General features: G+C 69.4%; 25 protein-coding genes. 12 read left to right on the top strand and 13 right to left on the bottom strand.

Annotated features, from left to right (window positions below):
- Window positions 1-145 precede the first annotated feature (145 nt).
- The 5 genes from OMP43_RS18495 (at window position 146) to OMP43_RS18515 (ending at window position 3,562) form a co-directional block, all read left to right on the top strand.
- Window positions 146-475 (top strand): metalloregulator ArsR/SmtB family transcription factor, encoded by a 330-nt coding sequence (locus tag OMP43_RS18495; protein ID WP_280281008.1) that lies wholly within the window; start codon window positions 146-148, stop codon window positions 473-475.
- Entirely contained in the window at window positions 472-936 is a 465-nt protein-coding gene (locus OMP43_RS18500; RefSeq protein ID WP_280281009.1) for an SRPBCC domain-containing protein, read from the top strand. Before OMP43_RS18495 ends, OMP43_RS18500 begins: the two co-directional genes overlap by 4 nt.
- Before the next feature lie 25 nt (window positions 937-961).
- Window positions 962-1,405: a GFA family protein gene (locus OMP43_RS18505; RefSeq protein WP_280281010.1), complete on the top strand. Its 444-nt coding sequence runs from the start codon at window positions 962-964 to the stop codon at window positions 1,403-1,405.
- 50 nt (window positions 1,406-1,455) lie between these two features.
- On the top strand, window positions 1,456-2,331 hold the full coding sequence (locus OMP43_RS18510; RefSeq protein WP_280281011.1) for a LysR family transcriptional regulator: 876 nt from the start codon (window positions 1,456-1,458) through the stop codon (window positions 2,329-2,331).
- A gap of 70 nt (window positions 2,332-2,401) precedes the next feature.
- Window positions 2,402-3,562: a lipase family protein gene (locus OMP43_RS18515; RefSeq protein ID WP_280281012.1), complete on the top strand. Its 1,161-nt coding sequence runs from the start codon at window positions 2,402-2,404 to the stop codon at window positions 3,560-3,562.
- Between the two features lie 167 nt (window positions 3,563-3,729).
- On the opposite strand, the gene OMP43_RS18520 is transcribed toward OMP43_RS18515, so the two are convergent.
- The 3 genes from OMP43_RS18520 to OMP43_RS18530 all read right to left on the bottom strand — a co-directional run bounded on the left by OMP43_RS18520 (window position 3,730) and on the right by OMP43_RS18530 (window position 5,960).
- On the bottom strand, window positions 3,730-4,689 hold the full coding sequence (locus tag OMP43_RS18520; protein WP_280281013.1) for a cation diffusion facilitator family transporter: 960 nt from the start codon (window positions 4,687-4,689) through the stop codon (window positions 3,730-3,732).
- A gap of 8 nt (window positions 4,690-4,697) precedes the next feature.
- On the bottom strand, window positions 4,698-5,045 hold the full coding sequence (locus OMP43_RS18525) for a hypothetical protein (RefSeq protein WP_280281014.1): 348 nt from the start codon (window positions 5,043-5,045) through the stop codon (window positions 4,698-4,700).
- A gap of 162 nt (window positions 5,046-5,207) precedes the next feature.
- Entirely contained in the window at window positions 5,208-5,960 is a 753-nt protein-coding gene (locus tag OMP43_RS18530; RefSeq protein WP_280281015.1) for a Bax inhibitor-1/YccA family protein, read from the bottom strand.
- Between the two features lie 96 nt (window positions 5,961-6,056).
- Between OMP43_RS18530 and thpR the strand changes: the two genes are divergently transcribed.
- Window positions 6,057-6,593, top strand: coding sequence for an RNA 2',3'-cyclic phosphodiesterase (thpR, locus tag OMP43_RS18535; protein WP_280281040.1), 537 nt, complete (start codon window positions 6,057-6,059; stop codon window positions 6,591-6,593).
- Window positions 6,594-6,628: 35 nt separating this feature from the next.
- On the opposite strand, the gene OMP43_RS18540 is transcribed toward thpR, so the two are convergent.
- Together OMP43_RS18540 and OMP43_RS18545 are read right to left on the bottom strand one after the other, a co-directional pair.
- Window positions 6,629-8,935 (bottom strand): ATP-binding protein, encoded by a 2,307-nt coding sequence (locus OMP43_RS18540; RefSeq protein WP_280281017.1) that lies wholly within the window; start codon window positions 8,933-8,935, stop codon window positions 6,629-6,631.
- Between the two features lie 132 nt (window positions 8,936-9,067).
- The gene (locus OMP43_RS18545) at window positions 9,068-9,217 is read right to left on the bottom strand and encodes a hypothetical protein (protein ID WP_280281018.1); all 150 of its coding nucleotides are present in this window, start codon (window positions 9,215-9,217) and stop codon (window positions 9,068-9,070) included.
- Window positions 9,218-9,360: 143 nt separating this feature from the next.
- On the opposite strand from OMP43_RS18545, the gene OMP43_RS18550 reads away from it, so the two are divergent.
- On the top strand, window positions 9,361-10,251 hold the full coding sequence (locus tag OMP43_RS18550; protein ID WP_280281019.1) for an alpha/beta hydrolase: 891 nt from the start codon (window positions 9,361-9,363) through the stop codon (window positions 10,249-10,251).
- 63 nt (window positions 10,252-10,314) lie between these two features.
- On the opposite strand, the gene OMP43_RS18555 is transcribed toward OMP43_RS18550, so the two are convergent.
- The 4 genes from OMP43_RS18555 to OMP43_RS18570 form a co-directional block, all read right to left on the bottom strand.
- Window positions 10,315-10,920 (bottom strand): hypothetical protein, encoded by a 606-nt coding sequence (locus OMP43_RS18555; RefSeq protein ID WP_280281020.1) that lies wholly within the window; start codon window positions 10,918-10,920, stop codon window positions 10,315-10,317.
- 628 nt (window positions 10,921-11,548) lie between these two features.
- On the bottom strand, window positions 11,549-12,013 hold the full coding sequence (locus OMP43_RS18560; protein ID WP_280281021.1) for a low molecular weight protein-tyrosine-phosphatase: 465 nt from the start codon (window positions 12,011-12,013) through the stop codon (window positions 11,549-11,551).
- Between the two features lie 25 nt (window positions 12,014-12,038).
- Window positions 12,039-12,563 (bottom strand): superoxide dismutase family protein, encoded by a 525-nt coding sequence (locus tag OMP43_RS18565; protein ID WP_280281022.1) that lies wholly within the window; start codon window positions 12,561-12,563, stop codon window positions 12,039-12,041.
- A gap of 65 nt (window positions 12,564-12,628) precedes the next feature.
- Window positions 12,629-13,657: a hypothetical protein gene (locus tag OMP43_RS18570; RefSeq protein WP_280281023.1), complete on the bottom strand. Its 1,029-nt coding sequence runs from the start codon at window positions 13,655-13,657 to the stop codon at window positions 12,629-12,631.
- 215 nt (window positions 13,658-13,872) lie between these two features.
- Here OMP43_RS18570 and OMP43_RS18575 point away from each other — a divergent pair, with 215 nt between their 5' ends.
- From OMP43_RS18575 to OMP43_RS18590, 4 genes are all read left to right on the top strand, one after another.
- Window positions 13,873-14,796, top strand: a complete 924-nt coding sequence (locus tag OMP43_RS18575) for a hypothetical protein (RefSeq protein ID WP_280281024.1) — start codon at window positions 13,873-13,875, stop codon at window positions 14,794-14,796.
- 308 nt (window positions 14,797-15,104) lie between these two features.
- Window positions 15,105-16,211 carry a hypothetical protein gene (locus OMP43_RS18580; RefSeq protein WP_280281025.1) on the top strand — a complete coding sequence of 369 codons (1,107 nt, stop codon included), beginning with the start codon at window positions 15,105-15,107 and terminating at the stop codon, window positions 16,209-16,211.
- Window positions 16,208-17,218, top strand: a complete 1,011-nt coding sequence (locus OMP43_RS18585) for a hypothetical protein (RefSeq protein WP_280281026.1) — start codon at window positions 16,208-16,210, stop codon at window positions 17,216-17,218. The genes OMP43_RS18580 and OMP43_RS18585 overlap by 4 nt, the downstream gene beginning before the upstream one ends.
- A 124-nt stretch (window positions 17,219-17,342) precedes the next feature.
- Entirely contained in the window at window positions 17,343-17,900 is a 558-nt protein-coding gene (locus OMP43_RS18590; protein WP_280281027.1) for a GNAT family N-acetyltransferase, read from the top strand.
- A 6-nt stretch (window positions 17,901-17,906) separates the two neighbouring features.
- Here the strand turns inward: OMP43_RS18590 and arsH are convergent, their stop codons facing one another.
- From arsH to OMP43_RS18610, 4 genes are read right to left on the bottom strand one after another with little or no spacing between them, the layout of a single operon-like run.
- Window positions 17,907-18,656 (bottom strand): arsenical resistance protein ArsH, encoded by a 750-nt coding sequence (gene arsH, locus OMP43_RS18595; RefSeq protein WP_280281028.1) that lies wholly within the window; start codon window positions 18,654-18,656, stop codon window positions 17,907-17,909.
- Window positions 18,653-19,321 (bottom strand): MIP/aquaporin family protein, encoded by a 669-nt coding sequence (locus OMP43_RS18600; protein ID WP_280281029.1) that lies wholly within the window; start codon window positions 19,319-19,321, stop codon window positions 18,653-18,655. The genes arsH and OMP43_RS18600 overlap by 4 nt, the downstream gene beginning before the upstream one ends.
- Window positions 19,318-19,749 carry an arsenate reductase (glutaredoxin) gene (gene arsC, locus OMP43_RS18605; RefSeq protein WP_280281030.1) on the bottom strand — a complete coding sequence of 144 codons (432 nt, stop codon included), beginning with the start codon at window positions 19,747-19,749 and terminating at the stop codon, window positions 19,318-19,320. Before arsC ends, OMP43_RS18600 begins: the two co-directional genes overlap by 4 nt.
- A gap of 10 nt (window positions 19,750-19,759) precedes the next feature.
- Window positions 19,760-20,089 carry a metalloregulator ArsR/SmtB family transcription factor gene (locus OMP43_RS18610; RefSeq protein WP_280281031.1) on the bottom strand — a complete coding sequence of 110 codons (330 nt, stop codon included), beginning with the start codon at window positions 20,087-20,089 and terminating at the stop codon, window positions 19,760-19,762.
- Window positions 20,090-20,336: 247 nt separating this feature from the next.
- Here OMP43_RS18610 and OMP43_RS18615 point away from each other — a divergent pair, with 247 nt between their 5' ends.
- Complete coding sequence (locus tag OMP43_RS18615; protein WP_280281032.1) at window positions 20,337-21,416, top strand: hypothetical protein; 1,080 nt, start codon at window positions 20,337-20,339, stop codon at window positions 21,414-21,416.
- The last annotated feature ends 124 nt before the right edge of the window (window positions 21,417-21,540 follow it).

The raw sequence follows: 21,540 nt of genomic DNA on the forward strand, positions 1-21,540 counted from the left end.
ACGAACGCAACTGCCAGCGATGGCCGCAGCCTAGCGGGTCGCCGCCATGAAAGCCACCCGCGATGACGCATCGACCGCACGGGTCCGCCACGGCGCCAATAAATTAGCATTGACTAATGCATTAGCGATTACTAATTGATTCGACATGCTCCAGGCGCCCCCCCTCGATACCGTGATGCGCGCGCTCGCCGATCCCACCCGGCGATCGGTGTTCGAGCGGATCGTGCGCAGCGACCAGATCAGCGTGGCCGAGCTCACGCGCGGCAGCGGCGTCACCCAGGGGGCGATCTCGCAGCATCTGAAATCGCTGAAACAGGCCGGGCTGGTCGCCGAGCGGCCGCAGGGGCGCCAGGTCTTCTACAGCGCGCGGCCCGACGGCCTCGATCCGCTGTTCGACTGGATGCGGCACTATGACCTGTTCTGGCGCGATCGCTTCTCCGACCTCCGCAGCCTGCTCAAGGAAATCGACCCATGACCGAAGCCGATACCGTCACCCGGCAGATCCTCGTCGAGGAACTGCTTCCCCACGCGCCGGAAGTGATCTGGAAAGCGCTGACCAGCGGCGCACTGATGGGGCGCTGGCTGATGGAGCCGAGGGGCTTCGAGCCGGTGGTGGGCAATCGCTTCACCTATCAGACCAGCCCCGCGGGCGAATGGGACGGCACGATCCAGTGCGAGGTGCTCACCATCGTCCCCAATTCCCGGTTCGCCTATAGCTGGGCCGGCGGCCATGCCGCGAACCAGGGCTATGGTTCGCGGCTCGACACGGTGGTCACCTTCGATCTCGCGGCGGTGGCGGGCGGCACGCTGCTGCGCCTCACCCATTCCGGCTTCGAGCTGCCACGCAACGAGACCGCGTTCACCAACATGCGCCATGGCTGGGAAAAGGTGGTGAAGCAGGTCGGCACGGTCGCGGCCGAGGCCGAGGTCGGCTGAGCCGCGATCGAGAAAGGAGCCGACCATGTCCGGAAGCCCGCCCTATACCGGCCGCTGCGCGTGCGGCGCGATCGGCTATGCAGTCGTCGGCGAGCCGGTCGACATGAACCATTGCCAGTGCCGCCAGTGCCAGCTCGCCAGCGGCACCGGCCACAGCTCGCACCTCACTTTCTTCGGCGCCGATGTCCGCACCACCGGCACGCCCAGCCGCTGGGAGACGACCGGCGAACAGGGCACACGCAAGAGCCGGGCCTTTTGCGGCACCTGCGGGGCGCCGGTCTATATGACCTTCCCCGACATTCCCGAGCTGTTCATCGTCAGCCCCGCCACGCTCGACGCGCCCGAACGCTTCGCGCCCCGCGTCGCGCTGTGGACGGCGGCGGCGCAGCCCTGGGACTATCTCGATCCCGCGCTGCAACGCTTCGAGAAGCTCCCGGCCGCGGCCCGGACCGAGCAAGGCTGGGAATAGCGCCGCGCCATCTGGCGCCCTGCATTAGCTGAACTTATGCTCCGTGCCCGATGGTCCGTCCTCACCTGCCCCTCAATGCCCTGCGCGCCTTCGAGGCATCGGCCCGGCATCTGAGCTTCACTCGCGCCGCGGTCGAGCTGTGCGTCACGCAAGCCGCGATCAGCCATCAGGTGAAGGGGCTGGAGCAGCGCCTCGGCACCCAGCTCTTCCGCCGCCTGCCGCGCGGGCTCGCGCTCACCGACGAGGGGCTGGCGCTGCTCCCGGCGCTGGGGGACAGCTTCGATCGCATCGCCGAACTGGTCGAGAGCATCGCCAGCGGCACCGCCGCGCAGCTGCTCTCGGTCGCCGCAGTGGGCACCTTCGCCACCGGCTGGCTGCTTCCCCGCCTTCCCGCCTTCCATGCCGCGCATCCGCGCATCGACCTGCGCCTGTTCACCAACAACAACCGCGTCGACCTGGCCGGCGAAGGGCTCGACTATGCCATCCGCTTCGGCGCCGGCGCCTGGCACGGCACCGAGGCGGTGCCGCTGGTCGAGACGCCGCTCACGCCGCTCTGCACGCCCGCGCTCGCCGCGCGCCTCGCCACGCCTACGGACCTGCTCGGCCTGCCGTTGCTGCGTTCCTACCGCGCCGATGAATGGCCGCGCTGGCTCGCCCAGGCCGGCATCGCGCCGCCGCCGCTGCGCGGCCCGGTGTTCGACAGCTCGCTGGCGATGGCCGAGGCGGCTATCCAGGGGATGGGCGTCGCGCTCGCCCCGCCGGCGATGCTTTCCCGCCATCTGGGCGAAGGCCGGCTCGTCCGCCCCTTCGCGCTCGAAGTCTCGACCGGCCGCTACTGGCTCACCTGGCTCCAGTCGCGCACGCCCGGCCCGGCGATGCTCGCGTTCCGGGAATGGATCGTGACGGAAGCGGGCATGCGCGCCTGACCGCCCGGCCGGCACCGGTTGAGGCCAAGCCCGCAATCTGGGATAAGCGGCGCGTCGAAGGAGGCTCGTCATGCTACGCACCCTCTTGTCCGCCATCCTGCTCCTCATCGCCCTGCCCGCCACGGCGCTCGCCCAGAGGCCTGCCCAAAGGCAAGCGGAGTCTCCCGGCACGCTGATCTCCGCCGAGCCGGTCTCCGGCGGGACGGACGCGATGCGCAGCTGGCGCATCGCTTATTGGACCAGCGACGCGCAGGGCCGCGCGATCCGCGTCACCGGCATGATCGTCGCCCCGCGCGATCGCGTGCCCTCGCCCGCGCCGCGCCGGGTGATCGCCTGGACCCACGGCACCTGGGGCGTGGTCGAGCGATGCGCGCCGTCGCTGAGCCCCGATTTCTGGCAGGCGACACCCGCGCTCGCCGAGATGATCGCGCGCGGCTATCTGGTGGTCGCGCCCGATTATCCGGGGCTCGGCTCGCCCATGGCCCATCCCTATCTGATCGGCATCGACACCGCGCGCGCGGTGCTCGATGCGGTGCGCGCCGCCCGGTCGCTGCGCGAGGCCCGGGCCGGCGCCGATTTCGCGGTCTGGGGCGAATCGCAGGGCGGGCACGCGGCGCTGTGGACCGGGGCGGAGGCCGCGCGCTATGCGCCCGAGCTGCGCCTGCTCGGCACCGCCGCCGCCGCGCCGCCCACCGATCTCGCCGCCAATCTCCGCTCGGGCAGCGATGCCAATGTCCGCGCGATGTTGGCGGCCTATGCGGCCTATAGCTGGTCGCGGCATTTCGGCCATCCGCTCTCCAGCCTGTTCAACAAGACCAATGCCGGGGTCGCCACCCGCCTGGCGCGCAACAATTGCGTCGAGCTCGGCAAGAAGCCGCGGCTCGGCACGATCCTCGGCATCGCGGCGATCCGGGGCGCGCTGCGCAGCAAGGACATGGGCAGCACCCCGCCCTGGGCCGGCATCGCCCGCGCCAACAGCGTCGCGCCCGGCGCGGTGCCCGGCCCCCTGCTGATCGCGCAAGGTAGCGCCGACACCGTGGTCGCGCCGGCCGTGACGCTCGCCTTTGCCCGCCAGCGCTGCCGCGCCGGCGCGCCGCTGCGCTACATCTCGCTGCCCGGCGGCGACCATGGCGCCGCCGCACGCGACGCCGGCGCCGCCAGGACCACGCTCGACTGGATCGACGCGCGCTTCGCCGGAGCAAGGCCGCCGAACGATTGCGGGCGGATCTAGAGTGTCTGCTTCGCCCATATCCGTCTCCCAGGCACAAGGCCGGGGTGGCGAGCAACGCGACGAGCTCGGCTGCTTCGTTCCAAATGCCGATACGGCCCAAGCCGAGGGCTCAAATATTCCCTCTCTCGCCATCCCCGCGAGAGCGGGGTGACGAAGCAAGCCCGGGCTCATCCCATCGCCAGCGCATCCACCGCGTCCTCGCGCTTCTCGGGCCGGATATAGATCGAGCTTAGCTTCGGCTCCTGCGCCTTTAGCCGCTGCTCGAGCCGCTCGATCAGCGTCTCCGCCTCGCCCATCGGCAGCGCGTCGGCGAAATCGGCGCTGATCGCCACGAAGATGCGGTCGGGCGCGGTGTGGATGGTGCGGACATGGTTGACATGAGTGATGCACGGCTCCGCTTCGAGCAGCGCGCGGATCCGCGCCACCATGTCGAGATTGGCACGCTCGCCGATCAGCAGCCCCTTGGATTCGCGCGCCAGCAGCATCGCCACCACGGCCAGGATCACGCCGATCGCGATCGAGGCCCAGCCGTCGATCCGCGGATCGCCCCAGTGATGGCTCGCCCACACGCCGGCTGCCGCCACGGCCAGTCCGGCCAGCGCCGCCGAATCCTCGAACAGCACGATGAAGCCGGAAGGGTCCTTCGATTCCCGGATCGCCCGCCACCAGCCGAGATCGCCCTTGCGCGCCGCAAACGCGCGCATCGCGACCCACCAGCTCGCCCCTTCCAGCACGCAGGCGATGGCGAGCACGACATAATTGACCAGGGGATCGCGCAGCGGCTCGGGCGCGGCGATGTGCCTCCAGCCTTCGTAGATCGAGACGCCGGCGCCCAGCCCGAAGATCAGGATGGCGACGATGAATGCCCAGAAATAGAGCTCGCGACCATAGCCGAAAGGATGATCCCGGTCGGGCAGGCGCTTCGCCCGATACTGGCCATAGAGCAGCAGCGCCTGGTTGCCCGTGTCGACCAGGCTGTGCACGCCCTCGGTGAGCATCGAGGAGGATGCGGTGATCGCGGCCGCCACGAACTTGGCGGCCGCGATTCCGAGATTGGCGGCGAGCGCCGCATAGATGACGAGGTTGGCGCGCCAGCCTGTCGCGGGCATGGCGGGCGCGGCCGCCATTGCCGGCCTCAGCCGAGGCCGATCTTCGACAGGATCCGGCCGATCACGCCCTTGCCGTCACCCTGGGCCAGCCGGGCTTCCTTCCTGGGATCATAGCCCGAGCTTTCGGGAAGATCGCCGCCGCGATGGCTATGCACCGGCTGGGTCGAAGCGGGCGGATCCGACGCATCCATCGACTCGTCGAGCGCCCGGTCGAGCCGCGCTTCCTTGCTTTCCGGGTTGCGCGCCAGCCGCTCGGCAATCGATTCGTCGGTGCCGGCATCGGCCGATCGGGCGGCCGTGCGCTTGGTTTCCTCATCCGGGCCCGGTACCGCCGACAGGGGGTCCAGCGCCGGGTCGATCGGGTTCGCGTCCATGACTCACTCTCCTGAGCGTTGCCGGGCTGTAACGAACGCCCGGCGATTCGCGTTCCCGCACCCGCCTTCGCCCAGGCGCAAAAGAAAACGGCCCGGCGAGTTTCCCCGCCGGGCCGCATTTCCCGGGATCTCGCGATGCCGCACTCGGCGCGGCGCCCCGGATCAGTTCCGCTGGCTGCCGAACAGGCGCAGCAGGAACAGGAACATGTTGATGAAGTCGAGGTAGAGCGTCAGCGCGCCCAGCACCACGGCCTTGCCGCGCATGTCGCTGCCCTGGACGTAGAAATACATGCTCTTGATCTTCTGCGTGTCATAGGCGGTGAGGCCCGCGAACAGCAGCACGCCGATCACGCTGAGCGCCAGGCTCAGCGGCCCCGACTGCAGGAACAGGTTGATGATCGAAGCGACGATCAGGCCGACCAGGCCCATGATCAGGAAGGTGCCCATGCCCGACAGGTCACGCTTCGTGGTGTAGCCCCACAGGCTGAGCCCCGCAAAGCCGGCCGCCGTCGCGAAGAACACCTGCGCGATCGAGGTATCGGTGTAGCGCAGGAAGATCGTCGAGAGCGAGAGGCCCATCACCGTGGCATAGACCCAGTACAGCGCCTGCATCGCCGGGGTGGAGAGGCGCATCTGGCCGAAGCTCATCACCAGCACGATGCCGAGCGGCGCGAGCATCACGATCCAGCCGAGCAGCGAGGGGGAGACAGCGCCGTTCGCCTGCTCGGTGAACAGCACCGCGATCGCCCCGCTCTTGGCGAAGAGCAGCGCGACGATGCCGGTCAGCAGCACGCCCGAAGCCATGTAGTTGTAGACGGACAGCATGTACGACCTGAGCCCCGCGTCGCGCGCATCCGCGCCCGCGCCGGCGGTCACATAGGGCGCGCCCGTCCGGGGATCCGACCAGTCAGCCATTTCAAAACTCCTTTGCCCGGCACCTGCCGGTATCCGTGAATATCGCCCCCGCGCCGGGTGTTTTCAAGCAAAACCGGGCGCGCTAGTGCCATGGCCATGCTTCGCCTGTTCGTCGGCCTGCGTCCACCCGCCCCGATCCGCGCCCAGTTGCGCGCGCTGATGGGCGGCATTCCCGGCGCACGCTGGCAGGACGACGGCCAGCTCCACATCACCCTGCGCTTCATCGGCGAAGTCGACGAGCGCGCCGCCGAGGACGCTGCGCTTGCGCTTTCCTCGGTGCGCTGGCCGCCGCTCGCGGTCGCGCTGGAGGGTGTCGGCACGTTCGACAGCCGCGGCCGGATCAACGCGCTCTGGGCCGGCATCCGCCCGCGCGAAGGGCTCGCCGGGCTCCACCGCAAGATCGACCAGGCGCTGGTCCGCGCCGGCCAGCCGCCGGAGCGCCGGGCCTATCTCCCCCACATTACCCTGGCGCGGATGAACGCTCCCGCCGAAGCCGCCGAGCGCTTCGTCGAGGCGCATGCCGGCCTCGCCAGCCCATCCTTCGCGCTCGACCATTTCTACCTGTTCGAAAGCCATCTCGGCCATGAAGGCGCGCGCTACGAGGCAGTGGAACGCTATCCGCTCCAGGCCTGACTTCCCTCCCTTCCAGGAAGGGGAGAATATGGGTCCTAACCCCGCTTCTTCCCCTCCAGCACCGCGCGCACCTTTCGCGCCAGCTGCTCGCGGGTATAGGGTTTGGAGAGCAGCTCCACGCCCACGTCCAGCCGCCCGTCGTGCACGATGGCGTTCTCGGTATAGCCCGAGGTGAAGAGCACCATGAGCTCGGGTAGCCGCGCCCGCGCCAGCCGCGCCAGCTCCGGGCTCTTCAGCGCGCCCGGCATCACCACGTCGGTGAACAGCAGGTCGATCGCCACGCCGCTCTCGATCACGCTCAGCGCGCTCTGCGCGTCGTTGGCGCGCAGCACGATATAGCCCAGGTCGGTCAGCAGCTCGACCACCGTCGCCTGCACGTCCGGATCGTCCTCGGCCACCAGGATCGTCTCGTTGCCGCCGCGCATCGTCACGGTCTCGGGCGAGGCGGCCACCAATTCCTCGCGCCCGCGCACGCGTGGCAGATAGAGCTTCAGCGTGGTGCCGTGGCCGAGCTCGGAATAGATCTTCACATGGCCGCCGGACTGCTTGACGAAGCCATAGACCATCGAGAGCCCCAGCCCCGATCCCTGCCCCTCGGGCTTGGTGGAGAAGAAGGGCTCGAACACCTGCTCGATCAGCTTCGGATCGATGCCGGTGCCCGTGTCGGTCACCGCCAGCATCACATATTGGCCCGGCGGCACGTCATCCAGCCCGCTGGTATAGGCATCGTCGAGCGAGGCGTTCGCCGCCTCGATCGTCAGCTTGCCCGTGCCCGCCATCGCGTCGCGCGCGTTGATCGCGAGGTTGAGGATCGCATTCTCCAGCTGGGTCGGATCGGCCTGGCAGTTCCACAGCCCTCCGGAGGTGATCACCTCGATCGCGATCGCCTCGCCCAGCGCGCGGCGCAGCATGTCCTCCATGCCGCCCAGGAACCGGCCGATGTTGAGCACGCGCGGCTCGAGCGGCTGGCGCCGGCCAAAGGCGAGCAGCTGGCTGGCCAGCTTCGATCCGCGCTGCACCCCCGCCAGCGCGTTCGCCACCCGCCGCTCGGCCTTGTCATTGCCCTGCACGTCGCGCGCGAGAAGCTGGAGATTGCCCGAGATCACCTGGAGCAGATTGTTGAAGTCATGCGCCACGCCGCCGGTGAGCTTGCCGATCGTCTCCATCTTCTGTGCCTGCTGGAGCGCGGCGAACACCGTCTCGCGCTCGGTCACCGCCTCGGCGACGCGCGTCTCCAGCCGCTCGTTCAGCACGCGCAGCTCCTCCTCGGCAACGGCGCGACGCGCCAGCTCGCGCGCCACAGCCTCGAACAGCCGGGCATTGTCCATCGCCAGTGCCGCCTGGCCGGCCAGGCTCACCAGGCTCGCCTCGGCGGCGGCGCTGAACCGGCCGGGCTCGGGATGGCCGTAGAGCAGGCCGCCGATCACGTCCCCCGCCGGGGTGCGCACCGGCACGGCCAGATAGGAGCGCACCGGCAGATGCCCCTCGGGCATGCCCTTGAACGGCGCGTTCCGGCCATAGCGGGGATCCGCGGTGACGTCGTCGACGCGGATGATGCCCGTCCCGGCAAAGGTCGGCTCGAACAACCGGGTGATCCGCGGCATCGGGAATTTGTCGAACACCGAGCGCGGCGCTCCGGACAGCGCGTAGAGCATGTAGCGCTCGCCCTCGGTCTCGTCGGTGCTGTTGTAGAAGAAGGCGCCGAACTGCGCGCCGATCAGCGCCACGCCCGCATCCACCGCGGTCTGCGCCACGCGCGCGCTGTCGCGCTCGCCGGTGATCGCGGTGCCCGCCTGGTTGACCACTTCCAGCGTGCGTGATTTCTCCTCCAGCGCCTCGCGCACGTCGCGCTCACGCGCCGCCATGTGGAAATGCTCGGTCCGATCGGCGCTGGTGCCGAAGATGCCCACCACCTTGCCCGCCGCATCGCGGATCGGCGTCAGCGCCAGGTCGACATGGATGTCGATCTTCTCGCCGCCGCCGCGTATGGTCTGCACGTGCAGGCCGGGGCGGAGCACCGGCTCGCCGGCGAACGCCCGCTCGAAATGGGTGCCCACCTCTTCCCACACCGCCGGCCAGCTCTTGCGATAGGAGCGGCCGAAGATCCGGCGATCCTCGTCGCGATAGGCGTCGAGGATGCGGTCGTTGTAGAAGAACAGATAATCCGGGCCCCAGGTGATGAAGGTCCGTTGCGGCGAAGCGAGCATCAGGTCGATCGCGACCTTCAGTTCGCGCGGCCAGCCCGCGATCGGGCCGAGCTCCGGCACCGCCAAGTCCGGTGCCCGCAGCCTCTCCCCTGTTTCTCCGCCGTGGCTGGGCCAGGCGGCATCGGCTTCAGCCATCCATGCTCCCCATGCGCCCCGCCCCGGCCGTGGTTTATACATGCTGCGTCCGCCGGGAAAAGACGCCGCCGCCGATATCGCGCCGATCGCCGCGAGGACGCGGGAAGCCGGAACCCCGATCGGGTCCTCGATCTAGGACCCGCTGCGCTTCCCCGGCAGTTTCACGATCCCGAAGCCCAGGGCGAGGCCGAGCAAAATGCCGATCGCCATGTTGCCGATCAGCGCCCCGACTATCACGCCGATCGCGATGCCGAGGGGAAATCCTATGGCAGTCCTTTGCATCACGCGCCTCTCGCCATCCGTCCGCATCGGGGGATGCCATCCCTAGGGTCATGCCCCGGCTCGGGTCAACGCGTCCGGACGGCCGGCATTGTGAGCGGTGCGCGATCCATGCTTAGATCCTCGCCTTCGAACGGGAGGCGCATATGCACACCATGCTCATTGCCAAGCTCTTGTCCTGCGCGGCCATCCTCGCTTCCGCCACGATCGCGGCGGGCCAGGAGAAGCCGGTCGATGGCCGCTTCGATGTCGGCGGGCGGTCGATCCGCCTGTCCTGCACGGGCAGCGGCGGGCCGACGGTGGTGATCGACGCCGGCATGGGAACCGCGCCGGTCGAGGATCCGGGCTGGCGAGGCATCGCGGACCAGGTGGCGGCGGTCGCGCGTACCTGCCTGTACGATCGCGCCGGGCTTGGCGGGAGCGACCCGGCACCCGCAGGGCCGCGCACCAGCCGGGACGCCGCCCGCGATCTGCATGCCGCATTGTCGGCGGCGGGCGAGAAGGGACCTTATCTGCTCGTCGGCCACTCGATCGGCGGGCTCCATTCCCAGGTGTTCGCGGCGCAATATCCGGCCGACACGGCGGGGCTGGTGCTGGTGTCGACGACGCATCCCGACCAGTTCTCGAAATGGCTGGCGCAGCTGCCCGCACCGGCACCGGGCGAGGAAAAGGCCGTGACCGATGCGCGTGCCTTCCTTCTGAGCGTGCAGGCGGATCCGGCCAGGAACGACGAGCGGCTCGACATGCGCGCCAGCGCCGCGCAGGCGCATCTGCTCACATCGCTGGGGAGCAAGCCGGTGATCGTCGCGACCCACAGCCCGCGCTTCCGCATGGTCCCGGGCTTGTCGGAACCGATCGCCGTCAAATTGGAGGACGCCACCCAGCGGATGCAGCGCGAGTATCTGTCCCTGTCGACCAACGCGCATCAGAACATTGCCGAACGCGCGGGCCACGGCCTGCCGCACGAAGCGCCGCAATTCGTGGTCGATAACATCCTGCAGGGCGTCGCGGCGGTTCGGGGCCGGCCAGCCCGCTGATCGGCCGGCCGGCCCGCGGCCAGACAATCACGCAGCTTTCGTCTTCGACCCGGCAATGGGTGGCTAGGCGCCCGACTGCTTCTGGATGAGTTCATATACGGAGCGGACGTTCGGGATCCTCATGAACTGTGGCGTTGGATCGAACGTCGGCTGCCAAATACCCAAATTGTTACTCATGAACCATCCGCCGGACGCACCGAAGCGTATTGTGCCGGATCCGTCCGATCGTTCGTCGAATTCGAGAGCGGGAAGACGGTTGATGTCCAGCGATTTGGTACTCGATCCGCGACCGCGCTTGTCGATGAGGATGCGCTTGTTCGTAACGAAGTAGGTCATCTTCTTCCGAAGACTGGCGTCGAGCAAGAATCTGCCAAAGGTGAAATAGAGGCCAATGGCAAGGAACGGGAGGCCAAAGATCTTGAAGGACAAATCCGCGTTCGCCGTCCAAACGCTCGCGTTCCAGAATGCCGCAAATCCACCCCAGACGAGGCTGAACGGAATCAGGAACACCTCAACCGGACGAAATATCGGACCGGAATATGGTTTTCCTTCCCAAGCGATCCGCTCTCCCGGCAGCAGTGACGGCTTAGCCATTCCGATTGTCGACCCTCCCAATGCCGGCTGCTGGGTCGCGCCCAAACAGACGATACATGAAGGCGCATAGATCATGCGACGATCGCGTGGAATTGCCATCATCGGGGCGGTTGCCGTCAGCCCGTTTTCGGGCGCTCGAAGAGCCGGGTGACAGCCGCCGCAAACGCATTTCGAACGCATGGCGTCGCCGTCTTCAGGAGAGTCCCTTGCGGGCAGCTTCGTCGCGCAATTTGCGAAGCGCTCTCAGGATACGTGGCCGAGCCGAAGCACTCTTCATCCATAGTGGAATGCGAGACATCATTGTCTGGTTTCGAAGCGAAGTGCCTATGGGCCGCTCCCGCAACGATGCCGATAGATAGTCCATCAGCGCATCAATGTGCGCGGCGTTATAGGCCCAGAGATGACGCCTGCCTATCTGCACGCTCAAATAGAGCCGCAGCCCAAACCGGCCATCCTCGCCACCTCCAGCTCGCGCATGACCAAGCGGATCGCGGATCGCGCGATTCAACCCACATTGGATGCAGCTTAGCCGATATCCCTCGCCTTCCGTGGTGGCACGCGCTGGTCCGCTGCAGGTTGGGCAGCATGCCCAAACGGGATCTCGATAGTTCCAGATGCCGGTTCCCGGGTCCGCTGCACGCCGCATGATCCCTTGACGATAGCGCATGAGGTCCGGCGAGCAAATGTCCGCCGGCGAGGTGCCCTACCCCGCCCGCCCCAGCCGCGCCACCAGCGCATCGGCGGCGGCGCTCACCTCCGCCCAGGTCGTGTCGAAGTCGCGGTCCGTCCCGAAATAGGGATCGGCGACCGAGCTGCCCTCGCGCCCGGGCACGATATCCATCAGCAGCCTCAACTCGGCGGTCGCATCCGCCGGGGCGATCGCCGCGAGGTCGCGCAGATTCCGGTCGTCGAGCGCCAGCACATGGTCGAAGCGGTAAAAGTCCTCCGGCCGCACCTGCCGCGCCCTCAGGCCGGAGATGTCGACTCCGTGGCGCCGGGCCGCCGCCTGGGCGCGGCGATCGGGCGGCGCGCCGACATGCCAGTCGCCGGTCCCCGCCGAATCCACTGCGATGTCCAGCCCAGCGCGTTCCGCAGCCGCCCGCAGCGCGCCTTCGGCAAGCGGGGAACGGCAGATATTGCCCAGGCACACGAACAGCACCGACGTCACGGAACCCTCCCCACCGCGCCCCGCCCTACATCGCGTGGAAGACGCCGCAGGCGATGCGCCCGCCCGAATTGCCCGAGGGATCGGTCTTGTAGTCGTCGGCATTGGCATGGACGACGAGCGCCGCGCCGTCCTCGTCCATCAGCCCCGCATAGGTGCCGCCGGGCAGCACGAAGATCGTGCGGTCGCGGCCGTCCTCGCCCACCGAGAGATTGGGCATGTCGCCGGCATGCGGACCCATCGGATTGTCCTTGCCATGCTGGTGCGCGGTCGGGTTCCAATGGCCGCCGGCGCTGGCGAAGTCGGGGCCCTCGCACTTGCCCACGGTGTGGACGTGCGTGCCGTGCACGCCCTTGGTCAGGCCGTGCACTTCCACCATCACGCGGATCGAGCCGTCGACTTCCTCGGCGATCGCCTTGCCGACATCGGTGCCGTCGGCCATCTTGAGGTCCGCCTGGGCGCGGGCATGGCCGGCCATGTAGCGCGCGTCCTTCTGCGGGCTCGCACAGCCCGCCACCGCCAACAATCCCGCCGTCACCAGCAAACCACGCATCGCCCTGCACTCCGGATAAATGTTCCCGTCACGTAATGGATGGCCGCGCCGCCGGTTCCAAGGGGTCAGCGCAAACATTCTCCGTCCGCCTTGCCCGAGACGCTGCCCACCCCGAGGATGATCTTGGCCCGCCGTTCGAAGGTCAACGCCTGCCAGCGCCCCGAATTGCCGATCGCGGTGCGGCTGCGCAGGAAGGTCAAATGGAGCATCTCATATTGCTCCGGATCGATCCGCCGCCGGTCGAGCAGGCAGCCCCAGCGATCGAGATTCCAGGCCCAGTCGCGCTGCACGCCGTCCTGGTCGATCGAGCGCGACAGCGCCCCGTACCAGGCGAAGATCGCGCCGAGCCGCTCCCAGCGCTCGCCCTCGGGCATCGCCGCCAGCTTGCGCCGCAGCCGCGCCAGGTCCTCGTCGAGCGGGAAGCCGCCCTGCTGCACCTTGGTGTCCACTGCCCAGCGCACCTTGCGCAGCGTGATCGGCCCCTCGGGAAACACGCGCAACAGGTCCTGCCGCACCGCTTCGAGCAGCGCGAGATAGGTGTCGAGCTGCACCTGCAGCATCGCGTCGCTCTCGAACAGCGCGTTGAACTCGCCCCACAGGACGGGATCGAGCTTCCCGTCCGGCCCGTGCGCCGCCAGGATCTTGTCGCGGCACCGGGGCTTCACCGGCACCGCCAGGCAGGCATGCGAGAAGATCGTCTTGCCATGGAGCGGCATCAGCGCCCTGCGCGCGCGGCGGAACCCGCCGCCCTGCGCCCGCTTCCACGCCTGGAGCAGGGGCTGCAGGCTGCCCGTCCCGAAATTCCACTGCGCCATGCCGACCGAGACGAGCTGGCTGTCGAAATTGCCCACCGGCATCGCCCAGCAGCCCATCGTCTCGGGGATCGAGGTCTCGCGCATCTGAGCGAAGATCGCCGCCCGGTCGAGCCCGATCGCGCCCAGCCGCGCCGTGCTGCCGGCATCGATGACGAGGAAAGGCAGGTCACCCACTTCGCGGCAGGCCGGCCGTTCGGGCGGCACCGGCGCGGTCTGCGCAGCGGCCGGCCGGGCGGCCATGCCGAGCGCGAGCAGCGTCGCGGCGATCCAGGATTTCATGCGGCTCCCCCTCCTTCTTTGCCGCGCTTGTCTCGCGCCGCGCCCGCGCGGGCAAGGGCCGGCTCGAGCCGTGCCGGGCCGAACATGGTTACCCGATTGGACGGTTTCGGCTGATTTTCCTCGGGAATCTGCGGTTTCCTGCTACTCAAATTGGCGAAATACGGCCTTGCCGGGCTAGCTGCCGGCGCCCGCAGCGGCGAGTATCGGCGCAGAGCATGTCGATCCGCCTGCCTCCCGATCCCCCGCCGATCCGGCTCATGACCCGCTTGCTCGCCGAGCTGCAGACGACGGTGCTGGCGCGCGCGATCCGCCTGTTCGACGGCGATCTCGACCGGGTGACGATCTTCGCGGTGATCACGCGCGACACCTATCCCTTCGGCACGCGGGAGGGGCTCGCCCCCACCGTCTCCGCCCATTCGCTCGCCATGTCGCTGTCCCGCCCCTATGAGACGGTGCGCCGGCACGTGCACGCGCTGGTCGATGCCGGCTGGTGCGAGCGCCGGGCGGACGGCGTCCTCGCCAGCCCCGCCGAGCTGCGCTCGCCGGCGCTCACCGAATTCCTCACGCTCGTCCATGACGCCGCCGTCCGCTTCGTCGCCGACATGGCGCGCGCCGGCGTGCCGATGCCCGAAGTGGGCACCGTCCGCCCCTATCACCACGCCGCCGGGGTCCAGGCCGCGATCGACCTGATGCTCGCGGTGGTCGACACCAACCGGCGGACGCATCGCGACTGGCTGGAACTGGTGCTGTTCTCGACCATCTACGCCGCCAATTCGCGCCTCCTCAACGCCGATCGCGAGCTTTCCTGGCACTATGCCGATGGCCGCAAGGAACCGCCGCCGTCGCTGCGCATGCCGGTGCGCACCAGCGCGGTGGCCCGCGCGCTCGGCCTGCCCGAGGCGACGGTGCGCCGCCGCCTCACCCATTTGCTCGAGGATGGCCGCGTCGAGCGGGTGGGCAAGAAGAAGCTCCTCGTCTCCGAAGCCTGGCTCAACCGCCCCGAATCGATCGCGACCAGCGTCCGGAGCTTCTCCACTGTCCGGCTCCTGCTCGCGCGCCTGGGTGTAAACGGTTTCCCGCTCCACGATCCCGCCCGCGCCTATCTCGCCGGCCGCCCCGCGCCGGTGGCGTTCGACTGAGCCTCGGCCCGCGGTTCCGCCAAAATGAGCAACGTGCCGCTTGAGGCCGGCGGCCGGCCGGCCAATAGCCGGGGCGGATCAAGGGACTTGGGCGGCCGCGGCACCGGCCCCCCTCACGTCGCACGGCGCTCGTGGCAACGCGGGAGCCTGGCGGGCTGCCGGCGCCCACCGGCGGTCTCCATCGGTGGGCGCGGGCTTCGGCCCGCGCCCTAACCGGCCGGCCCGGTCGCGCCCTGCGCAAGGTCCGTCGCACCCCGATTGCCCGTCTCGCCGCTCCGGTCTTTCCGCATCACCCGATGGAGGGATGCATGCGTCTTGTCGTGGCAGCGGCAATACTGGCGACGGCAACGGGATGGGTGCCTCAGGTCCGCGCCCAGATTCCCGCGACGATCCCCGACCGGCCACAGTCCGGTGCCACCTATGATCCCTATGGCCGCTGGGAGCTGCGGGCGCCGGAGGACCGGCCGGTCGAGACCACGCGCCTGCTTCGAGTGGAGGACGGCACGCCCTTCTACGAAAAGGGCGACTATGATTCGCCCGCCGTCGAATCGCGGCTGCTACCGATCATCAAGGGCAGCAACCTGCCCGCCGGGGCCGGCCCCAAGAGCCCCTATCTGCCCGGCACCAATCTCCGATTCGCCTATCACTATCTCATCGATTTCTGGCGCGCCTGGCCGCAGGCGAAGGTGCGCGGCGCGGCGGGCGAATCCCGCACCGCGGCGGGAGCGGTGGCACAGCGGCTCTCCCGCGCGGCGGTGTTCGCGGATCCCGGCCTGCCCAAGGCGGCGGTCGACACGCTGTTTGCCCAGGCCGATGCCCTGTACCAGGCGGTGCTCAAGATGCCCGCGCTCCAGCGCGCCCAGGGCATGGCGCTGCGCGGCTCGGTGTGGATGACGCGTCGCAAGGACATTGCCGGCGTCGAGGTCTACAGCTTCCGCCTGGTGATCGGGGCACCCGCCCTGCACCTCGCCACCCCCGGGGCGAAGCAGGGCAGCGACGGCCGCTGGCACGTGCCGGAACAGGGGCACAATGCAGGCATCGCCATCACCTCCAACATTCCGTTGCGCGGCGGGCCGGCCTGGGGCCGCTACCACGGCACGCAAGTGGCGTTCCTGCCCGATTTCGCGGCGCTGGTCGTCGCCGGGGACCGGCCGACCCATGTCTCGGAATTCCGCGGCGGCGGCGGCAAGCAAGTGGAGAACCCCCGCTTCTTCGATCCCGCCCGGCCGAAGACCGACATCCAGATCCTCACCGTCGAGCCCGGTGCCAGCAGCCCGATCGAGGCGCGCCTCGCGCATCAGGGCTCGCTTTCGCCCGACACGATCTATGGCCGGCTGATCGCCGCCAGCTTCCTGCCGGACTGGCGCCCCCTCGTCGACCGGCTGAACAGCCCGGGAGCACCGCGCGCGCAATGAAGATCCTCGCCCTTCCCGCCGCGCTGCTGCTCCTCGCCCAGGACGGCGGCCTCACCCCGGTGGCGCCGCCGCAGGGGCTGCGCGAACATCCCGTGCGCACCCCGATCCCGTCCAATGCGGTGGCGCTGTCCGCGGGCGTCGCGCCGCCCCCCGGGTCGGTCGCGCTCGAGCCCAACATGCCGGGCCATCGCCGCTTCCGGCCGCCGCTCTTCCCCGATGCCGGCTGGGACAGCCCGATGGCGGGCACCACCAAGGACTATGCCGCCTATCTCGGCGTCTATTGGCGCGCGCCCTATCTCGCCCCGGCATCGACGATGGCCGCCTATCCCGGGCTGGAGGTTCCCGGCTGGGCGGCACCGGGCCCGTACAAGGCCGACATCGCCCGCAGCCAGTCCAGGCCGGACGAGGAAGCGCTGTTCGAGCGCCGCATGGCCTTCCTCGCCGAGCGGGTGATGGCCTCGGCGCCGTTCCGCGACCCGCATGGCACCAGCATCGAGCCGGAACTGCTGGTCGAGGGCTATGGCACGGAATTCGGCGCGAAGGCCCGGCCGGTCATGCGCGGCGCGATCACGTTCCGGCTCAACGTGATCCAGCCCCATACCGGCGGCAACGAACGGATCGGATCGCGCATCCGCTCCCATCAGCCGGCGGTCTGGCTGAAGCTGTGGCTGAACCCCGGCTTCGCCAATTGCGAGTTGCCGCACGGTCAGACGCCGCGTGGGGTGCGCTGCCTCCAGTCCAGGGCCCGGCTGGCCTGGCGCGGCGCCAGGCCGGGCGTGAAGCCGCTGGCGGCCGGGCTGCTCGGGCTCGACCCGGCGATCTACGCGAGCGGCGCGGCAGCGGCGGACCTGCGGATGCTCAAGGTGGAATATGGCGGCGGCACGGCGATGAGCAGCGAGCTCAGCCGCGGCCGGCTGCACCCGCACGACCCGCTGGGCCGGGCGATCGGCGCCTGCCTGGCGATCGACTGGCCGGCCCTGCTCGACCAGGCGGCGGCGATCGAGTAGCGCACGCCGCCGCCCCGGCCATCAACCGTCCGCGAAGGCGCCGCAATTGGGCTGCAATCCGCGCCAAGCCTGTGCCTGTGCGCCGGAACACCGATCCTCCGGGCCGGCGGCGGGAGAGGAGAGCATGGCCATGCTGGGCACGCCCATGGCGGGATCGCGCGTCAGGCTGGCGCCGTTCGGAGACGCGCATGTCGAGCCGCTGCGCGCGGCCTGCGCGGAGGATCCGGAGATCTGGGAAATCTATCCGGTCGGCATGGCGGGCGCGCATTTCGACCCGTCGCTGCGCCTCCTGCGCGCGATGCCGGGCTGGACGATGTTCGCGGTGCTCGATCGCCAGGCGGCGGGGTCCGGCGACGCGGAGAAGCTGGTCGGCATGACCAGCTACATCCCGGTGCCGGGCGCGGACGACGCGATCGAGATCGGCGCAACCTATATCGCCCCGGATGTGCGCGGCGGGCCGTTCAACACGGAGATGAAGCAGCTGATGATCGAACGCGCCTTTGCGCGGGGCTATGCCGCGATCCAGTTCCGCATCGACACGCGCAACGCCCGCTCCCGCCGCGCCGTCGAGAAGCTCGGCGCGGGACTGATGGAGGTGCGCGGGGCCGACCTCACCACCTGGACGGGCCATGTGCGCGATACCGCGGTGTATCGGCTGGCGCGCGGGGACTGGGCGGCTTGAGCGGGATCATGCGCCATCGGCAAGCGCCGCATCCGCGCGCTCGCCGGATGGATCGGCCAGGATTCCCGCGGCCTTGCGCTCCGAATATCGGTCGACCAGCCGCTCCGCGTGCGGGCGCATCAGGACGGTGATCCGCGCCAGCTCCTCCATCACGTCCACGATCCGGTCGTAATAGCGCGACGGTTTCATGCGCCCGGCATCGTCGAACTCCCGATAGGCCATGGCGACCGACGACTGGTTGGGGATGGTGAACATCCGCATCCAGCGCCCCAGCAGGCGAAGCGTGTTGACCGCGTTGAACGACTGCGAGCCGCCGGATACCTGCATCACCGCGAGCGTGCGCCCCTGGGTCGGGCGCTTGCCCTTCATTTCCAGCGGCAGGTGATCGATCTGCGCCTTCATGATTCCGCTGATCTGGCCATGCCGCTCTGGGCTGCACCAGACCTGCCCCTCCGACCATAGCGACAGAGCGCGCAGCTCGTGCACGGCCGGATGATCGTCCCCGGCGACCTGGTCGGGCAGCGGCAGATCGGACGGATCGAAGATCCGGGTCTCCGCGCCGAAGAAGCGGAGCAGGCGCGCGGCTTCCTCGATCGCGAGCCGGGAAAAGGAACGTTCGCGCAGCGAGCCGTAGAGCAGCAGGATGCGGGGCGGCGGCTCGGCGGCGCCAAGGCCCAGCGCGGGCCGCGCAGGCGCGAAGGCCCGGTCCAGCGCCGGAAGATAATCGGGTTCCGGCAATGCCCGGATACGGTTCATGAGCGATCCTCGCGTCGATCGGGGAAAAGAACGCCACCAACCAGCCAGGCGGCGACCGCTCCCGCCAGCTGGGCGGCGAGGAAGCCGGGCACGCCGGCCGGCGCGATGCCCGCGAAGCTGTTGCTGAACGACCGGGCGATGGTGATCGCGGGATTCGCGAAGCCGGTGGAAGAGGTGAACCAATAGGCGGCGGCGATGTAGAGCGCGACGCCGGCCGGGACGCTGCCAGGCCGCAGGCGCGCGGTCCCCAGGATCGTCAGGACCAGCCCGAAGGTCGCGACCGCCTCGCCGGCCAGCTGGCCGGGGCCGCCGCGCATCCTTTCGGACAGCTGCAGGATCGGCAGGTCGAACATCAGGTGCGCGATCCAGGCGCCGAGGACGCAGCCGGCCAGTTGCGCGCCGGCATAGGCGATCGCCGCATCGGTCCGGACCCGGCCGCGCAGGCGCAGGACGAGAGTCACGGCGGGATTGAGATGCGCGCCGGAAACCGGCGCCAGCATCGTGACGAGGACGAACAGCATCGCCGCCGTCGCCAGCGTGTTGCCGAGCAGCGCGATGGCGGCATTCCCGCCCGCCAGGCGCTCGGCCATGATGCCGGAGCCGATCACGGTCGCGGACAGCATGGCGCCGCCCAGCGCCTCGGCGGCGATCGCGCGGCGGTTCACGCGGGAGGAAGGCGGTTGCCGGCCGCGTCGACGACCTGCTCGCCATCCTCCTTGGCGAAGGCGCCGCGTTGCGGCGCGGGCAGGATGTCGAGGACCGTCTCGGACGGGCGGCACAGCCGCACCCCCAGCGGCGTGACGACCAGCGGCCGGTTGATGAGGATCGGGTGCGCCATCATCGCGTCGATCAGCGCCGCGTCCGCCAGCCCCGCATCGCCGAGGCCGAGCTCGGCGAAGGGCGTGCCCTTCTCGCGCAGGAGCTGGCGCGGAGTGATCCCGGCGCGCGCGATCAGCTGGACCAGCATGGCGCGCGACGGCGGCGTCTTCAGATATTCGATGACGTGCGGCTCCAGGCCGGCGTTGCGGATCATCGCGAGCGTGTTGCGCGAAGTGCCGCAATCGGGATTGTGGTACAGGATGATGTCGGTCACGGCCGGCCCCTCAGCAGCAGGTCAGTTCGGCGAGCAGCGGCTCGCACAATTCGGCGCTGCCCTGGCAGCAATCCTTGGCGAGGAAGAGCATCAGGCCGCGCAGCGCGGCGATGCTGACGCGCTGGATCTGCTGGCGCCCGCGCTTCTCGGGCACGACCAGGCCGGCCTTCACGAGGACCGCGAGATGCGTGGAGAAGGTGCTCTGCGTGAGGCCGCTCGCCGCCACCAGCTCCCCGGTCGACAGCCCCTCGGGCTCGTGCCGGACCAGCAGCCGGAAGGTGGACAGCCGCGTGGGGTGCGCGAGCGCCGCCAGCATCGAGAGAGCCGCTTCGGTTTCCATTCCATCGGCTTTATCCGATGCAAAGAAAGCCTGTCAATAACGCATCGCTATTTTCCGATGCATCCATCCTGAGGCGCGCTGCGAGAGCGGCGGCACCCGGTGCCGGTCCGTCCCGAATGGTTGCCCCGCGCACCCAAATCGGCCATCGATATGCCAGGGCAGCCGGGGGCCGGCGCACCGCACCTATGCCGATCTGGTGCCGCGGTGCCCCGCCCGATGCGGAAGGGGGAAGATCGTGATCGGGGGCATGAGGCACGCGCTATTCCTGGCGATCGGAGCCGTAGCGCTCCTGCTGAGCGTGGATCGACCGGCGCAGGCCGCGACCGTGAACGCCGCATCGGTGGCGCCGACGTTCATCGGCAATGTCGTCGCCGGCAAGGCCTATCGCGTGACGGCGCGCGGCCGCGCCGATCTGTGCACCGGCTGCAATGGCGGCCAGGGTCTCAACTTCACGCCGGACGGCAGGCCGACCAGCGCCTTCGCGCCGCCCTATGCCGCCTTCTACCCCAATGGCCTGGACTATGATCCGTCGAGCGGCCCGACCGCCTATGGCATCGGCGGCCCCCAGCGGCTCTACGGCGCCCTGCTGGGGACGTTCACGGCATCCCCCGGCAGCCATGGCGATTATTTCGTGCTGGGCGCGGCCCATATGTTCGTGGCGGGCGCGTCGGGCGCGCTCTATGCGAAGATCAACGACTGCTGCGAGGGCGACAATGCCGGCGGATATGCCGTCACCCTGACGGAAGTCGCCAACGTCGGCACGACGTCCGCCGCACCCATATTCGTCGGCAATGTCGTCGCCGGCAAGACCTATCGCGTCACCGCCGGCGGCATCGCGAACCTCTGCACCGGCTGCAATGGCGGCCAGGGCCTGACCTTCACGCCGATCGGCAAACCCACCGCGAGCTTCGCGCCGCCCTACGCCGCCTTCTATCCCGACGGCCTGGACTATGATCCGTCGAGCGGCCCGACCGCCTATGGCATCGGCGGCCCCCAGCGGCTCTACGGCGCCCTGCTGGGGACGTTCACGGCATCCCCCGGCAGCCATGGCGACTATTTCGTCATGGGGGACAGCTATGTCTTCACGGCGGCGGCGTCCGGCGCCCTCTATGCCAACATCAACGATTGCTGCTTCGGCGACAATGCGGGCGGATATGCGGTTGCCCTCACGCAGATCTCCGGGGTGACCAGCTACAGCTACGACGCATTGGGGCGCCTGGTCGGCGTTGCCCATTCCGGGGGAAGCAATGACGGCGTCGCCACCACCTATGCGCTGGACAAGGCGGGAAATCGCACCAACGTGACCGTCAGCGGCGCGCCGCAATAGCCGGGCGCCGCGCTTTCGGGCGGCACGGCCGAAATCCGCATGCGCCGCCCCGCCCCTCCCACGGGCGGGCCGCCCCCGCCGATCTTCGCATCCGCAGCACGCCCGTGGGAGGGGCGGGGCGGCG

It is taken from the genome of Sphingomonas sp. CBMAI 2297 (assembly GCF_029870595.1).
Lineage (GTDB): Bacteria > Pseudomonadota > Alphaproteobacteria > Sphingomonadales > Sphingomonadaceae > Sphingomonas.